The organism is Streptomyces sp. NPDC057136, assembly GCF_042670885.1.
Classification (GTDB): domain Bacteria; phylum Actinomycetota; class Actinomycetes; order Streptomycetales; family Streptomycetaceae; genus Streptomyces.
Genome location: NZ_JBHUUV010000002.1, coordinates 215,274 through 231,118, shown reverse-complemented (window position 1 = coordinate 231,118; position 15,845 = coordinate 215,274). Strand labels below are relative to the sequence as shown.

The 15,845-nt window shown below is 67.6% G+C and carries 13 protein-coding genes and 1 tRNA gene; 9 read left to right on the top strand and 5 right to left on the bottom strand.

The annotated features are described in order from the left end of the window. Nucleotides 1-82: 82 nt before the first annotated feature. Nucleotides 83-1,000 (top strand): YIP1 family protein, encoded by a 918-nt coding sequence (locus ACFT7S_RS03575; protein ID WP_382726395.1) that lies wholly within the window; start codon nt 83-85, stop codon nt 998-1,000. 81 nt (nt 1,001-1,081) lie between these two features. Here the strand turns inward: ACFT7S_RS03575 and ACFT7S_RS03570 are convergent, their stop codons facing one another. Both ACFT7S_RS03570 and dcd read right to left on the bottom strand, forming a co-directional pair. Continuing rightward, nucleotides 1,082-1,582, bottom strand: coding sequence for a phosphoribosyltransferase (locus tag ACFT7S_RS03570; RefSeq protein WP_328911052.1), 501 nt, complete (start codon nt 1,580-1,582; stop codon nt 1,082-1,084). Between the two features lie 6 nt (nt 1,583-1,588). Then, nucleotides 1,589-2,164 carry a dCTP deaminase gene (gene dcd / locus ACFT7S_RS03565; RefSeq protein WP_382726392.1) on the bottom strand — a complete coding sequence of 192 codons (576 nt, stop codon included), beginning with the start codon at nt 2,162-2,164 and terminating at the stop codon, nt 1,589-1,591. 522 nt (nt 2,165-2,686) lie between these two features. On the opposite strand from dcd, the gene ACFT7S_RS03560 reads away from it, so the two are divergent. The 5 genes from ACFT7S_RS03560 (at nt 2,687) to ACFT7S_RS03540 (ending at nt 9,232) form a co-directional block, all read left to right on the top strand. Then, a tRNA-Gly gene (locus tag ACFT7S_RS03560) sits at nt 2,687-2,760 on the top strand. A 239-nt stretch (nt 2,761-2,999) separates the two neighbouring features. Continuing rightward, nucleotides 3,000-3,458: a hypothetical protein gene (locus ACFT7S_RS03555; protein WP_382726390.1), complete on the top strand. Its 459-nt coding sequence runs from the start codon at nt 3,000-3,002 to the stop codon at nt 3,456-3,458. After that, nucleotides 3,455-4,105 carry a hypothetical protein gene (locus tag ACFT7S_RS03550; RefSeq protein WP_382726389.1) on the top strand — a complete coding sequence of 217 codons (651 nt, stop codon included), beginning with the start codon at nt 3,455-3,457 and terminating at the stop codon, nt 4,103-4,105. The genes ACFT7S_RS03555 and ACFT7S_RS03550 overlap by 4 nt, the downstream gene beginning before the upstream one ends. Nucleotides 4,106-4,108: 3 nt before the next feature. After that, nucleotides 4,109-8,857 carry a putative T7SS-secreted protein gene (locus ACFT7S_RS03545; protein ID WP_382726388.1) on the top strand — a complete coding sequence of 1,583 codons (4,749 nt, stop codon included), beginning with the start codon at nt 4,109-4,111 and terminating at the stop codon, nt 8,855-8,857. Between the two features lie 6 nt (nt 8,858-8,863). Further along, nucleotides 8,864-9,232, top strand: a complete 369-nt coding sequence (locus ACFT7S_RS03540) for a hypothetical protein (RefSeq protein WP_382726385.1) — start codon at nt 8,864-8,866, stop codon at nt 9,230-9,232. 288 nt (nt 9,233-9,520) lie between these two features. On the opposite strand, the gene ACFT7S_RS03535 is transcribed toward ACFT7S_RS03540, so the two are convergent. Together ACFT7S_RS03535 and ACFT7S_RS03530 are read right to left on the bottom strand one after the other, a co-directional pair. After that, entirely contained in the window at nt 9,521-9,658 is a 138-nt protein-coding gene (locus tag ACFT7S_RS03535) for a hypothetical protein (RefSeq protein ID WP_382726383.1), read from the bottom strand. Nucleotides 9,659-9,941: 283 nt separating this feature from the next. Next, nucleotides 9,942-10,358 (bottom strand): prevent-host-death protein, encoded by a 417-nt coding sequence (locus tag ACFT7S_RS03530; RefSeq protein ID WP_382726380.1) that lies wholly within the window; start codon nt 10,356-10,358, stop codon nt 9,942-9,944. Nucleotides 10,359-11,577: 1,219 nt separating this feature from the next. Here ACFT7S_RS03530 and ACFT7S_RS03525 point away from each other — a divergent pair. The 3 genes from ACFT7S_RS03525 (at nt 11,578) to ACFT7S_RS03515 (ending at nt 14,811) form a co-directional block, all read left to right on the top strand. Then, nucleotides 11,578-12,252: an LPXTG cell wall anchor domain-containing protein gene (locus tag ACFT7S_RS03525; RefSeq protein ID WP_382726377.1), complete on the top strand. Its 675-nt coding sequence runs from the start codon at nt 11,578-11,580 to the stop codon at nt 12,250-12,252. 1,543 nt (nt 12,253-13,795) lie between these two features. Continuing rightward, nucleotides 13,796-14,143 carry a transcriptional regulator gene (locus ACFT7S_RS03520; RefSeq protein ID WP_382726375.1) on the top strand — a complete coding sequence of 116 codons (348 nt, stop codon included), beginning with the start codon at nt 13,796-13,798 and terminating at the stop codon, nt 14,141-14,143. Next, nucleotides 14,140-14,811, top strand: coding sequence for a nucleotidyl transferase AbiEii/AbiGii toxin family protein (locus ACFT7S_RS03515; RefSeq protein WP_382726372.1), 672 nt, complete (start codon nt 14,140-14,142; stop codon nt 14,809-14,811). The genes ACFT7S_RS03520 and ACFT7S_RS03515 overlap by 4 nt, the downstream gene beginning before the upstream one ends. 299 nt (nt 14,812-15,110) lie before the next feature. Here ACFT7S_RS03515 and ACFT7S_RS03510 read toward each other — a convergent pair whose 3' ends face one another. Further along, on the bottom strand, nt 15,111-15,554 hold the full coding sequence (locus ACFT7S_RS03510; RefSeq protein WP_382726369.1) for a CGNR zinc finger domain-containing protein: 444 nt from the start codon (nt 15,552-15,554) through the stop codon (nt 15,111-15,113). Nucleotides 15,555-15,845: the final 291 nt, after the last annotated feature.

Below are 15,845 nucleotides of genomic sequence, written 5' to 3'. Positions count from 1 at the left end.
GGATGTCACAGCTCGGCCGCAAAGGCGGGCGGGATCCCCCGGCTCCCCCACCACACACACGCGGACCAGGTACGTTCGATTCGTGGCTGGATTCAGGATCGGACGCGGCCGGGACAACAACCGCACCCCGCAACAACACCCGCAGCAGCAGCCGTACGGCACGCAGGCACCACCGCCGCCGTACGGCCAGCAGTCGTGGCCTCCGGCAGGAGGCACCGGCGCGCCGTACAACGGCGGCGGGCACCAGGGCGGACCTCGCACCGGCGGGCACCACGCCGGGCAGAGCGCCGGCAGACACGGGGAGCCCGAGTACTTCGGCGATCCGTATCACCAGGCCCCGCCCCAGCAGGACCCGTACGCCAACAGCCCGGGTCACACGCAGGCGTTCAGCATCAACGAGGACCCGTACGGCGACGGCAGCACGTACCACGCCGGTCAGGCACCCGCCCAGCCCGCAGGCCCGCGCCTGCCCTGGAAGGACCTGCTCAAGGGCATCGTGCTGCGCCCGGGCCCGACGTTCTGGCAGATGCGCGACTACCCGGTCTGGGGCCCCGCGCTCGTCATCACGTTCCTCTACGGCCTGCTCGCGCTCTTCGGCTTCGACCAGGCCCGCGACGAGGCGATCAACGCGACGATCTCCACCGCCGTCCCGTACGTCGTCGTCACCGGCATCGGTTTCGTCATCGGCGGGCTGGTCCTCGGCGCGGTCACCCACACCCTGGCCCGTCAGCTCGGCGGCACCGGCTCCTGGCAGCCGACCGTGGGCTTCTCGATGCTGATCATGTCGATCACGGACGCCCCGCGCCTGCTCTTCGCGGTCTTCCTGGGCGGCGAGAACTCCCTGGTCCAGGTGCTCGGCTGGATCACCTGGCTGGCCGCGGGCGCGCTGTTCACCTCCATGGTGAGCAAGTCGCACGACCTGCCGTGGCCGAAGGCACTGGGCGCATCCGCGATCCAGCTGATCGCCCTGCTGTCGATCATCAAGCTCGGGACGATCTGAGCGGCTCCGTACGACAACGGAAGGGCCCCCGGCACAAGCCGGGGGCCCTTCTTCGAATTTCGCCGCTGTCCTCGTCCCGTCCTACGAGTCGAGGACCTGACCCTCACGACGCACGACGGGCTTCTCCACACTCCACGGGAAGTTGATCCACTGATCGGTCTTCTTCCACACGTACTCGCACTTCACGAGCGAGTGCGACTTCTCGTAGATGACCGCGCTGCGCACCTCGGCGACGTGATCGATGCAGAAGTCCCGCACCAGCTTCAGCGTCTTGCCGGTGTCGGCCACGTCATCGGCGATGAGGACCTTCTTGCGCGAGAAGTCGATCGCGTTGGGGACCGGCGCCAGCATGACGGGCATTTCCAGGGTGGTCCCCACCCCCGTATAGAACTCCACGTTCACCAGGTGGATGTTCTTGCAGTCCAGCGCGTACGCCAGTCCGCCCGCGACGAAGACCCCGCCCCGCGCGATGCTGAGCACCACATCCGGCTCGTACCCGTCATCGGCCACGGCCTGCGCGAGCTCGCGCACGGCCAGCCCGAAACCCTCGTACGTCAGGTTCTCCCGCACGTCACCGCTCATCCGGCATCACACCTGCGTCCGATGGAAGTTCATGAACGAGCGCGAGGCCGTCGGCCCGCGCTGCCCCTGGTACCGCGAGCCGTACCGCTCGGAGCCGTACGGGAATTCGGACGGCGAACTGAGCTTGAACATGCACAGCTGCCCGATCTTCATCCCCGGCCAGAGCTTGATCGGCAGCGTCGCGACGTTCGACAGCTCCAGGGTCACGTGACCGGAGAAGCCGGGGTCGATGAACCCGGCCGTCGAGTGCGTCACCAGCCCGAGCCGCCCGAGCGAGCTCTTGCCCTCGAGCCGCGACGCGAGATCGTCGGGCAGCGAGATGACCTCGTACGTGGAGGCGAGCACGAACTCACCGGGGTGGAGAATGAACGCCTCGTCCCCCTCCGGTTCGACCGTGCGGGTCAGGTCGGTCTGCTCAACGGCAGGGTCGATATGCGGATAGCGGTGGTTCTCGAACACCCGGAAGTAGCGGTCGAGCCGCACATCGATGCTCGAGGGCTGCACCATCGACGCATCGAAGGGGTCAATGCGCACCCGTCCGGCGTCGATCTCGGCCCGGATGTCCTTATCTGAGAGAAGCACGTCCCGAGGATACGCAGAACGCGCGAGCCCGCCCCAACCGGACCGCCCTCGCGCGCCTGCCTGCCACTTTCTTCCGGGTCCCGGACCCGACCCGATACCCCCGGCCGAACGCCCTACCGCTGCTCGAACACCACGGGAACCGCCTGCCTCAACCGGGCACAGCGCGGACAGCGGATGAGCCGCCCGGGACCGATCCGGCCGGACCCGAGCTGCTGCATCGGGAACGACGAGGTAGCAAAAACGTGCCCTTCGGCACAACGGACGACGGTGCGCTCCATCGACTCCATCAAGCCCCTTCCCCAACCAAGCCTTGGACGAGAAAGCCACATTAGGGGATGAACAGGACGCCGCTCCAGGCGGCACTCCGACCACCACGCTACGCCTTCAACTCCCGCCCACCACACCCGCGTCCACCCCAACGCACACCCACCCCAACGCCACGCAGACCCTGCGGCGCCTACGCCGGGGGTCTGCCATGAGGTACAGTGTGCGACGATGCACTGCCGATCATCGGCGCGCTTCGCGGGTGTAGTTTAATGGTAGAACATGAGCTTCCCAAGCTCAGAGCGCGAGTTCGATTCTCGTCACCCGCTCCACAGCTCGAACCAAAAGCCCCAGGCCAGCGGCCCGGGGCTTCTTTGTTGTCTGAACCACGCTACGCCTGATGCGCCCGGTAACCCTGCCTTGCCTCGTGTCCCAGGCCGCCGGTCGACGGGGGGCCGACAGGTCGACGGAACCGCGGATTCATGCCGAGCGTGATGTCCTACGGTGTTCGGGGCCGGGATTCAGGACCGGTGGCAGGGCCGGTGGGCGGCGGTAGATGAACGGGGGCTCCATGGCTGACGGGACAGCACTGACCGAGCGGATAGCGGAGCAACGGTCGGGTGCCGGTGATCCGCGGGCCATGCTCGGTGAGTTGCGGCGGGCGTTGGTGCTGGTGCCGTTCGACGGCGGTGGGCTGTGGACTGCGGAGCTCGGCGGAATCCGCTGGTTGTGCGGGTTCACCGACGAAGAGGCGCTGGCACGGTTCACCCGGGCGCGGGGCTCGGAGCATGACGCCGGAGCGGTCGGGCGCTCGTGGGAGTACGCCGAGTTGCGGGGTGCGCGGCTGCTGGACGAGATCATTCCGGCGATGGGGGTGCCGGCAGGTATCGCGGTGAATATCGCCGACCCAGATGGCTCGATGCTCTTCCCGCCGGTGGCCGGGATCGTGCCTGACGAGGTCGCCGTCGACGCGCAGGAGGCGCAGGCCACGGTGGGTACGCAGACCCAGGACGGGAGGTGGGGACGGTGAGCGGCGGCGGTGCGGAGGAGCTGAACATAGCTCCGGCCAGTGTTCAGCAGATCACCGCTGGACTGCGGGCGGCGGTGGCCGAGCTGAAGGAGATCGGTACCGGTACCGGAGCGGTCCTGGGCAAAGGGCTGTCGGATCTGTCGATGACCGGCATGGAGGCCGGTCACCATGGGCTGGCGGTCGACTTCGAGGACTTCTGCGAGCGGTGGGAGTGGGGGGTCCGAGCGCTGGTCCAGGACGCCAACGCCATCGCGGCGAAGCTGGGTCTGGCCGCCGGGATGGTGTGGGAGGAGGACCAGTACGTCCAGGGCACGATGAAGGTCGTGGCCAACGCGGCCGTGGGCAATCCGCACGCCTCCGAGGACGAGATCGTCAAGCAGAACTGGGGTGACGTGCTCACACCGGACTACCTCAGTCCCGACTACAGCGCGGAGTCCTTCCAGCGGGCGGCGGACGAGGCCGGGCAGACCTGGAAGGACACCGGGCGGGCGCTGGTGACCGAGGGGAACGGCGGCCGGCAGAGCGAGATGATGAACGACTTCCTCGGCATCGACCAAGAAGCCTTCGACCGGTCCGTGGACGACACGTTCGGGCCCTCGCCGGAGGAACGGGCGCGGCAACAGCAGCAGGGCAACGGGGGGAACTGATCCATGGGGATCGGAGATTTCGTCAGCGACCTCACTCCGGACGTCGTCGAGGACGCCGTCGAGGAAGGTACCGAGTGGGTCGGCAACCGGGTCGAGGACGCCGGTAACTGGACGGGCGACCGGCTGCAGGACGTGGGCTGGGACTCCGGCGCCGACTGGGTGCGCGAGCAGTCCCGCTCGGTGGCGAACAGGATGGGCGCCGAGGTCGACGAGATGAACCTCGGGCAGACCGAGGACAAGACGAAGCTGATCTACGGCAGCCCGTCCGAACTCCACTCCACCGCGTCCCACCTCAAAGACCTGCAAGGTGCTTTCGACAAGGTCGGCGGGGGGCTGAAGGGACTGGACTCCTCCGCCCTCAAGGGGCAGGCGGCTGACGCGTTCCGGGACTCGGTGTCCGTGGAGCCGCCGAAGTGGTTCAAGGCCGCCGACGCCTTCGAGAAGGCCGCGAGCGCGCTGAAGTCGTTCGCCGATACGGTCGAATGGGCGCAGGGCCAGGCCCAGACGGCGATCGACGGGTGGAAGGCGGGCGCCAAGGCGTCCGAGGAGGCGATGGACGCCCACAGGGGCCGGTGCGACGCATACAGCCAGGCCGCCGAGAAGTACAACGCGCTTCCCTCGGAGGAACGCGATCCGTCCACGTTGCCGCCGAGGCCCGGTGAGTTCACGGACCCCGGCAAGGCCCGCATGGAGGAGGCGCAGCAACTGCTGGCCGAGGCCCGCAAGCAGCGCAACACCGCGGCGGAGACCGCCCGCACCTCGGTGGCGGCCGCGCGGGACGCCGCACCTCAGAAGCCCAAGTACGCCGAGCAGGCATTGGACGGCCTCGCCGAGTACCAGGTGATGAACACCCACTTCGGCGGCGGCATCGCCAAGGGCACTGCGGGACTCCTCAACTTCGCGCGCAGCGTCAACCCGATGGACCCTTACAACCTCACCCACCCCGCCGAGTACGCCCTCTCACTCAACAACACCGCCGCCGGACTGGTCCAGGTCGCCAACGACCCCTGGGGCACCGGCAAACAGATGGTCACCACCTTCATGAAGGACCCCGCCGAAGGGTTCGGCCGCCTCATCCCCGACCTGGTCCTCACCGCCGCCACCGGCGGCGCCGGAGCCGGAATCAAGGGCGCCCGTACCGCCAAGGAGCTCGCGGACCTCGCAGGCGACGCGAACAAGGCCCGCCGCCTCGTGGACGACGCCCCCGAAGGCACCCACAACCGGCCCGACGGGGACCGCGCCACCCAGGGCACCGACCCCGTCGACCTCGCATCGGGACGCATGTTCCTGCCCCAGACCGACGTCGTGCTGCCCGGAGTGCTGCCCCTCGTCTTCACACGTCGAGTGGAGTCGGGCTACGCGGCCGGGCGATTCTTCGGCCCCTCCTGGGCCTCGACGGTCGACGAACACCTGGAGATCGACGCCAACGGCGTCGTCCACGTCACCGACGACGGGCTGCTGATCACCTATCCGCACCCGGCACCCGGCTCGCCGACCCGCCCGGAATCCGGCACATCACGCAGTGTCCTCAGCCGCGACGAGAGCGGTGACTACACGGTCACCGACCCCGACAACGGTCTCGTAAGACATTTCGACGCACCGTCCGGAGCGGAGCCGGGGGGTGACGGCGACGCCTGGCTCGGGCAGATCGGTGACCGAAACGGCAACTCCATCACCTTCGACCGTGCTGAGGACGGCGCGCCCAGGGCCCTGGTCCACTCAGCCGGTTACCACCTGGCGCTGGCGCTGGCGGGAGGACTCGTGACGGGCCTGGCGCTGCTCACCCCCGCGGCCCGCGGAGAGGCACCCAGGGCCGCCGACCGAAGGGCGGCCCTCCCACTGCGCACATACGGCTACACGGACGGCAACCTCACCAGCGTCACCAAACCGTCCGGCGCCGCCCTCACCTTCGCCTACGACGACCGCCGCCGGGTGACAGCCTGGACGGATTCCAACAACAGCCAATACAGCTATACCTACGACGAACTGGACCGCGTCGTCGCGGAGGGCGGTGAGGCGGGCCACTTCCAACTCACCCTGGCATACGGCGAAACCGATCCGTCCACGGGCAACCGAACCACTACCCTCACCACCGCCGACGGTCGCTCCACACGCCATCTCGTCGACGGCAGGTGCCGGGTCCTGGCCACCACCGACCCATTGGGCAACGCCACCCGCGACGCCTTCGACGCTGACGGGAACCGGCTGACGCACACCGACGCGCTGGGACACACCACCACGTTCGCGTACGACGCGCAGGGCAGAGCCTCCGGGGTCACCCAGGCGGACGGCACCCGACTGCGCGTCGCGCGGAACCGGCTGGGGCTCGTGACCGAGCTCGTGGAGCCGGACGGCTCCCGCCGCCTGCAGGAGTTCGACGACCACGGCAACCGCACAGCGGTCACCGAACCCGGCGGCAGCACCACCCGCTACACCTACGACGCGGCGGGCCGGGTCACCTCGGTCACCGACGCACTGGGGAACGTGACCAGGGTCCGCTGCGACCCTGCCGGATTGCCCGTGGAGATCACCGACCCGCTCGGGAACACCACCCGCTACGACCGGGACCCGCTGGGCCGCCCCGTGCGCGCCACCGATGCGCTGGGAGCGGTCACTCTCCTGCGCTGGTCCGTCGACGGTGAACTCGCGGAGCGCACCGGCCCGGACGGCGGCACGGATTCGTGGGCCTATGACGGTGAGGGCAACCGGCTCACCCATACCGATCCAGTCGGCGGAACAAGCCGTTTCGAGTACACCCACTTCGACCTGCTGGCGGCCCGGACCGATCCCGACGGATCCCGGTACGAGTTCACGCACGACGCGGACCTGCGCCTCACCCGGGTCACCAACCCGCAGGGCCTCACCTGGTCGTACGCCTACGACCGGGCCGGCCGGTTGGTCTCCGAGACCGATTTCGACGGTCGCACCGTGGGCTACACCGTCGACGCGGCCGGAAAGATGACAGCCTCCGTCACCCCTCTCGGGGAGACCGTCTCCTACGCTCACGACGCCCTCGGCCGCGTGATCCGCAAGGACGCCGTCGGCCGGATGACCACGTTCGCGTACGACCCCGCAGGACGGCTGGTGCAGGCGCGCGGCACCGACACCGAGCTGATCTACCAATACGACCGCGCCGGGCGCGTGAAGACGGAACTTGTGGACGGCCGTGCCACCACGTACGCGTACGACGCCCTGGGCCGACGCACCCGCCGGGTCACTCCCACCGGCCAGCGCACCACCTACGGATACGACGCGGCCGGCCGGCCAACTGAACTGACCGCCGGTGAACGGCGCATCACCTTCGCCCACGACTCTGTCGGCCGTGAACGGGAACGCACCTTCGGTGACGCCCTCACCCTCACCTCCACCTGGGACGCGGCGGGCCGCCTCAGCACCCAGCACCTAGTCGGCCGCGACCGCACCACCCTGAACGCGCGCGCCTACACCTACCGCGCCGACGGATACCTCACCGGCCTGGACGACACCCTGAACGGGGCCCACCGCTTCGACCTGGACGGCGCCGGCCGCGTCACCGGGGTCACGGCCGCCAACTGGAACGAGTCGTACGCCTACGACTCCGCCGGCAACCAGACCGCGGCCACGTGGCCCTCCTCCCACCCGGGACACGACGCCACCGGCCCCCGTTCGTACACCGGCACCACCATCACCCGTGCTGGAAACGCACGGTACGAGCACGACGACGCCGGCCGCATCACTCTGCGCCAAAAGACCAGGCTCTCCCGCAAGCCCGACACCTGGCGCTACGAGTGGGACGCGGAAGACCGCCTGGCCGCGGTCACCACCCCGGACGGCACCCGGTGGCGGTACCGCTACGACCCGCTGGGCCGCCGGGTCGCCAAGGAGCGCCTCGGTGACGACCACCGGACCGTGGTCGAGGAGACCCTCTTCACGTGGGACGGCACCACCCTCTGCGAACAGACCACCACCGCGACCGGACTGCCCCGGCCCATCGTCCTCACCTGGGACCACCAAGGGCTCCGGCCCCTGGCCCAGACCGAACGAATCCTCTCCGCCGATGCCTCCCAACACACGGTGGACGAACGCTTCTTCGCCATCGTCACCAACCTGGTCGGCGCGCCCACGGAACTCGTCGACGAATCGGGCTCCTTGGCCTGGCACACCAGAACCACCCTCTGGGGTACCACCACCTGGGCCAGGCGCAGCACCGCGTACACACCTCTCCGCTTCCCCGGCCAGTACTACGACCCCGAAACCGGCCTCCACCACAACCACCACCGTCATTACGACCCGGAGACCGCCCGCTACCTGACACCGGACCCACTGGGCCTGGCCCCGGCACCCAACCCGTCGGCATACGTACACAATCCGCACACCTGGTCCGACCCCCTGGGCCTGGCCCCTCGCTGCCTGAACGACACAGGCCGGGAGGGCAAGGACGTCAACGAGAACTTCGTGCCGGGCTCGGCCGAAGGACAGCGGCTCGCAGAACAACTGCGCAGGGAGTCGGGTGGCTCGATCTTCAATGAGAACGGCTGGCTCACGCCCGAGGCCATCGCCGACTCGCGGCGGGTGATCGATGGAGAAAAGATCGGCAACCCCGCGGTGCGTGAGGCCATGACGTCGGACGGAAGCAATCTCAGCGACTGGGGCAAATACACGACCAGGACGCACCAGTCACCTTACGGAGACTTCCAGGTGCACTATTATTACAATCCCGAAACGGGGCGAGTTTTGAACTACGATTACAAGGCAATCATGAACAGAAGGTAATTTGACATGCGTGTCCGCGTGAAAACCAGCAACACCACGGACCCCAAAGCTTTGCAAGGGATAACCGCCCTCACCGAGGGGCATGAGTACGTGGTGCTCGAAATTTCCGCACGTTTCAAAATGACCACCTCCTTTCGTGTCGAATTCAACGAGAGCGGGCTGAGGCAGTCCGCCCTCTTCGACACCCGAGTTTTCACCGTCACTTCCCACTCCCTGCCGCCGACCTGGCGATATTTTCAGCTCGAATCCGGCTCCTTCTCCCTGTGTCCGGAATCGTGGAACGAGTCCGGTTTTTGGGAGGCCTACTACGACGGGGATCCACGAGCAATCGCGTTGTACGAACACGAGCGGGCGGCGATCCTGTCCCATTCGTAGAAGTACGGTCGCGGGGCGGACGGTGACCCCGGGCAGGTCGGCCGGCGGTGACGGTGGGCCGGCACGCAGAGCCCCGATCTCGTCAAAACGATCAGTGATTCCCAAGCTCAGAGCGCGAGTTCGACTCTCGTGACTCGATCCATGACGAAGGCCATCGTCACTCACCAGGGCCTTGTTTTGTCATCCAGACCTCGGAGTTTTCAGGGGTTCCGCCCGCCCGAAGGCCGGGACATCAACGGCACCCTGCGCCGGACAAGCGTGGTGGTGTTGCCCGTTGCCCGCCTGTACTCAGGTTCCTTCGGTCCAGTACTGGTGGAGCCGAGCCACCGCGTCTTCCTTGGTCAGCTCGGCCACCATCTCCTCTGCAAGGCCGACCCGATGGATCAGCAAATACACCAGGTCCGCGGGCAGCGCTTCCTTCGGCACCGCTGGGGCCCCCGGACCGGGAGCCGGCCATCAAGCACGCAGCCCCAGAATTCGTCCTCGGCGACGTCGAGCTGGTCGCGCAGGATGTGACCCCCCATCCCCGCGCCGCAGACCGTACGGTCCACCGGGTGAGAGATCCTCGTGCGCAGGATCCGCGCGTCGTGCAGCGTCAGTTCGTAGGTGACGTGATGAGTACCAGTGCGCCCGCGCGCATCTCGAACCCGCTCCCATTTCTCAACGCCACAGAACTTCTCATGACGCTCACGGTCCGGCTGCGGTCGGTTCACCGGCCTGTTCCGACCAGCCAGTCGGCAAGCTGCTGGTCGTCGCTCAGAGCGATCAGCTGCACCAGACCCCAGTTGTCATGATGGTTGGGGGCTGTGCGCAGACGGTCCTGCCAATCCTCGGCATATTCACGTAGAGCGTCGACCATTTCACTGATGGCCTCGTCGAAGGATGCACCGTCCGCTGCTACCGGGAGCCCCGGGATGAAGATCGACCAGCCTCCGGACTCCGCGACTGCCTGCGCCTTCGCCGAGCAGACCAATGACAGATGATGACGCAGTCGCTCGACATCCACGACCGCCGCGCGGCCAGTATCCCGACGCACTGTCGCCACCCGGCCCTCACCAGCCGCGTCGAGGAGATCCTTGAGGTGCGTGCGCGCCTCGGTGTAGCTCTCGTACTGCACTGCGGACATAGTGCCCTCCTCCGGGTCCATGTCAGGATGCCTTCTCAGTAAGTACGTCAAGTACGTCACGTACTCACGACGCCTTGGGCTCGGCCGAGTCAACCGAGTACGCGACAGCCATCCGCTCGCCCGCGCCAGGCGCGAAGGTCCTCAAAGGCGGACTCCGATCGTTGCCGGATCATCGCCAGAGAAAATCGCTTCCACAGCCCTCACCCACAACCTGCCCGTGGCGGAGACCGATCCGCGCGGCACCAGCACTCCGTGCCACTACGTGCCACTACGTGCCACTCATAGGGGTATGCAGCGGTCACTACGGGCACCGTCCGGCCGCCGACCAGGAGCTCATCTGTACAGGCTTTCGCAGGTCAGGGGCCTTTCGGCAATAAAGTGCCGGGTGATTCCCAAGCTCAGAGCGCGAGTTCGATTCTCGTCACCCGCTCCACAGAAAGCCCAGGTCAGAGACCTGGGCTTGTTGCTATCCAGACCAGTTACTCCTCGCGAGCATTGAATTGCCCTTTACGTACCGTGCAGATGGGGCACGCGGAGGGCATGGATTCTTCGTTTGCAGGCGCGGGGAGATGCCCTCCCCTTTTGTGACCTCCCCGTTGGCGCCGGGTCTCTGTCTCAACGCTGGGTGCGGCCATGAGCACCAGCCGCTCCCTGGGACTGCGCCTGTGCCCACGGGGCAGGCGCAGAACGGGCAGGCGCAGAAGCGGGGGGTGCTCGGGGCCATTGGAACACTGGTTTATCAGCGGGGCGGGGACCGCCCAGCCGTAGAGTTCGTCGAGGCCGATGAGCAGGACACGGTCGTCGCCACGTGCCGCTTCGGTTCCCGGAAGAGCGCCGCCGTCCGCGACCCGCACACCCACTCGCCGACCGGCACCGCACCGGCGAGGACCGAGCGGCGTCGTGGCGGTCCCTGCCCGGCCCATACTGGCGCATCCTCGGGTGCTCACCTCCCTCCGCCTGTCGGGCCGTCCTCCACGCTGTCGCCGAGACTGTCCATCTCAGCGCGACAGGGGATGACAACCGGTGGCCAGCGGGGTTCTGGAGGACGTGATTGAGTGCCGGCGGGGCCCCGTACCCAATCGTTATGCGGGACTAATGGGGCGAGCAATGCGCTATATGGCATAAGCGTTTTGAGGTGCCTTGACGGGCTCCTGGGGGCGCAGGAAGCTGAGCCGCACCGCCCCCCACGGCAACCTTCCTCTTCCCCTATGGAATGCCCATGCGCCCGCTTGTTTCCGCAGGCACGCTCACGGCCGCCGTGGCTGCGGCCCTGCTGCTTCCCCCTTCCGCTTACGCCACCACCCCCGGCGACAACGGCACCGTGAAGATCCACGATGCCAAGACCGGTGAGGAGCTCCACAAGAACGAGCCCCACGTGTGCACCTTCTACGTCGACGCCTTCGGTTTCGATGGCGGTCAGCAGGTCGACTGGCACATCGAAGCCTGGGCCCCGACGGCCGACGTCAAGGGCGAGACCGTGAAGACCGGTTCCCTGACACTCGACGGCGAGGGACACGGCCGTACGCAGGACCTGTCCATACCCGACGGTCACTACAAGCTGTTCTGGAACTTTGACGGCGAGCACGGCCGGGCCAAGCACAAGGTTTTCTGGACCAACTGCGAGGACGACACCCAGCCGAGCGGCGGGGACCCGTCGGCGTCTGCCACTCCGTCCGGCCCAGCGCAACCAGGCGCTGCGCCCACGGCCTCCGCCCCCGCTGACACCGCCCCGACGTCCTCGCCCTCGTCGTCCCCGTCCCCGTCCGCACAAGGTGGTGACCTCGCCGAAACCGGCAACGGCGCGCCCGTCGGCCTGTTGTCCACGGCAGCTGCCGTGCTCGTCGCAGCCGGCGGATACCTGGTGTTCCGCCGCCGCAAGGCCCAGCAGAACTGAGCACCAGTGACCCTTCTGGATGTGCCCTCGGAGGCACATCCAGGCACAGCGCAACGGAGAACCCTGCGGACCAGTGAAACTACCGAGCGTAGTTTTCACTGGTCCGCAGTGATTTCGCGGTGAAGCCGCAGGTCAGGCCGCATTCCGCGCCATTTGACGCTCAGATGGAGAGAGGACGCGCCACAGAAGGCGTCCTGATCGGGGCGCGAGCGTGGCCACCAGCGCTCCTGACCATCTGTCGCGCCAGAGCGGGCTGGTCACTGGGAGGCGGGCGAGTTCCTACGGTGACCCAGAGCCGACGCCCAGCTCCACAGCTACGCAGCCAGCTCCGCCAGCACCTGCGCGACGCCGCCAGGCACCACAGTCGGAACACGACCGTTCCTGAGCAGGGAAACCTTGGTCCAGCAGGCTTGAGTAGAGCCCGCGAGCAGTACGACACGAGCGTTCGTCCCGCCTCCCACAGATCAAGTGCAACAGCCGCCCGTCCGGGGCCTTCACCGAACGGCCAGACGCCCTGCGGCACCTTCACCACGGCGTTCGCCTCCCGTCGAGCCACGGGGCGGAGCGCCAGCTTCCGCATCGCGCGGACCGCGTCATCCTTGTGCAGGTAGACCTCAACCCGGCCGAGATCCACAATGTTCTGCCCGGGTGCGGAAGCGCCTGCGGGCACTACCCCGTCGCAATGAATGAGTCAGCTTCCTCCGCCCTGCGGAGGCCGCGATCAACCCGCTCCGCTGACAGGCCGGGACATGGCGGTGGCGGCGGTAGTCGAGGGTGTCCCCGGAAGTTCGCCGTACCGGTAAGCATCATGGCCGGAATCCCCGCATTCCAGAAGGCCGCGTGGTCGCTGCGGCCTAGGTGGTTCACCGGTGGCAGTCCGAGTCCGACGAGGGCGCCCAGCAGACCGCCCGGACGCGGGTCGCGCAGTGTGATGCCTATCAGCGGGGGCTCCGCGGCCAGCGCTGCCCGGCGCCACAGCGAGGCCGCCGCCTCCGTCGAGCGCCGGTGGACCACAAGGGTGAAGTCGCCCCGTTTTCCGGCCGAGCGGACCGCGGAGGCCACGCCGGGGAAGGCCGCGCCGAACTCTGGGGGCAACAGCTGAGTTTCGCGCTCGGTCGCGAAGAAGCCGTTCGCGCCGGTCAGCCGCCGGTGCAGGCGGAGTTTGCTCCTTGACGCAGACTTGGCCCCTGCCGACCCGGGGAATGGCTCCCGATCGAGCAAGGTGCGCCGATACAGCCTGTGGTCGGCCAGACCTCGATGCCGCCGGACCTCGTGCCCCTTCCGTGCCCTTCAGTGCGGTCAACACCGGTCAGGAGAGGTGCGGCAAAGCACCTCCACTTGGACCCTTCCGCTGCTGTTTTCCCAGCTCAGATGCCATATCGGTCTTCTAGGCGCGTTGACTCCCAAGCTCAGAGCGCGAGTTCGATTCTCGTCACCCGCTCCATGAAAAAGCCCCAGGCCAGCGGCCGGGGGCTTTTTTGTTTGCAGCGCCTTGTCACCGGCCGGCCAGGTACCGGGCGGCCTCTTCCTGGATAATCGTCATATGGCATCACAGCCCAGTCTTTCCGATCTCCGCCGTGCCAGGTTCGCCCGGCGCGTGCCCGCAGCGCTCTCGGAGCTTGCCGGCCCCGAGCACGGCACGGTGAGCCTGCCGCTCCACCTGGCGTGGTCGGGACTGACCGCCTTCGACCTCGATCAACCCCGGCTGCGGATGAGCTACTACCGCATCGTCCTGGCCGAGGGCATGCACGACGATCTGGTCCGGTACCTCAACCGCGGCCTTCTCATCGCGCTGTGGCCCACACTGCGCACACTGATCAGCCCGGATGTCCGCGAAGTCTGGGAACGCTCCTTCGACGAGCTGGCTCACAGCGCACAGGCCGCTGCGTGAACCTCACGGATCTGCACCGCCGCTTGCTTACAGACGTGCTCGACGTAGGCGGTGCATACCCTCTGGCACTTACCGGTGGGTACGCAGTCCAGGCACACGGCCTGGTCGACCGGCTCAGCCAGGACCTCGACGTCGCGACCGAGAACCCCGACCGCATGGAGGACATTGCTGCTGCTGTGCGCACCGGCCTGGAGCAACGCGGGTGGCAGGTCAGCGCCCTGGAGACAGACCCGCTGTCCGCGCGCCTGATCGTCACCGATCCCGCCAGCCGTGAAGAGTGCGAGGTCGACATCCTCAAGGAAGCACTCTGGCGACCACCCGTGCACACCGAGCACGGCCTGGTCCTGTCCCTCGAAGATGTCGTCGGCACGAAGGTTCGCGCGCTGGCCGACCGCGGACTCGCCAGGGATCTGATCGATGTACAGGCTGCCGCGGACCGCTGGAGCCACATCGAACTCGAAGAGCTCGGTAGGCGCCATGCCCGCGACTCCTTCGACCTGAGCGAGCTACAAGCGCGACTGGGCGGAGCCGACTGGATCGACGACACGGAATTCGCCGCGTACGGGCTCGACGACCAAGCAATCACCGTACTGCGGCAGTGGGCACAGACTTGGGCCGACGACATCGGGGAACGGCTTCAGGAGCTTGAGGCTCCGCACGAAGACTGATGGCCTCACGATGCCGAACGCTCGACAAGGATGTGGCTGCCCACCTCCCGGTTGCCGTGCCCTTCCCGTGCCCTTCGGAGCGGACAACAGCGGTCAAGTACGGCCCACCGAGACCGCGCCAACCTCTTTCCTGCAAGGCAAACAAGCAGGTCAGAGGCATTTCAGTCGACCAGGCGCCGGTGATTCCCAAGCTCAGAGCGCGAGTTCGATTCTCGTCACCCGCTCCATGAAAAAGCCCCAGGCCAGCGGCCCGGGGCTTCTTTATTGTCCAGACCTCTTAGGGCTCGCATCCCAGACACTCACGTTCGCCGTGTTTTCCGTTCCGTTGACGTCCGGGTGTCACCGTGGTGCCGCTCGCGGTGACGCGCCACGGCGTCGTTGTTGGCGCAGCGCACCGAGCAGTAGGCGCGTCGGCCGTTGCGGGAGGTGTCGACGAATGCCAGACCGAAGTCGTGGCGCGCGCAGCGCCCCAGCCGTTCGGCTCCGGCGGAGCACACGACGTAGGCGAGTCCGGCTGCGGTGACGGCGGGGATGTGGGTTGCTGCGTCGGCGCCGGTGGCGCTGTAGTGCAGGTGAGGCCGGCCGTCGTGCAGCGAGATGCGGGGGCTGCTCGAGGCGTCGGCGAGCAGCATGTTGACCGTCTGGCACCGCTCTTCGAGGTCTTGTCGTCCGAAGCACGCGGCCAGGCGCCGGTTCCATGTCCAGATGGCCTCGGCCTGCGCGGCGGTGAGTGCGCGGTGCACCACGCCGTGCGTGGCAAGCAGCGGTTCCAGGTGCTCGGGTCGTGGTGGCGCGGTCAGGTTGACCAGGTCCGCGGCCAGCCGGGCGGCCTCTCCGCCGTAAGTCCGAGCCCGCTGAGGGCAAGCGCCTGAAGTCCGAGCTCGGCCACGGCCGCTGACCGGCTGTCCCGACCGGGCGTTCGCTGCGCATTTCGACGAATGCGCCGTGCCGTTCGGGTGACAACCGTTCGCGCCGCCCGTATCCGGCGCCCATGGGGTCCATACCTGACCCCATGGACAGGAAACTGCCGAGAC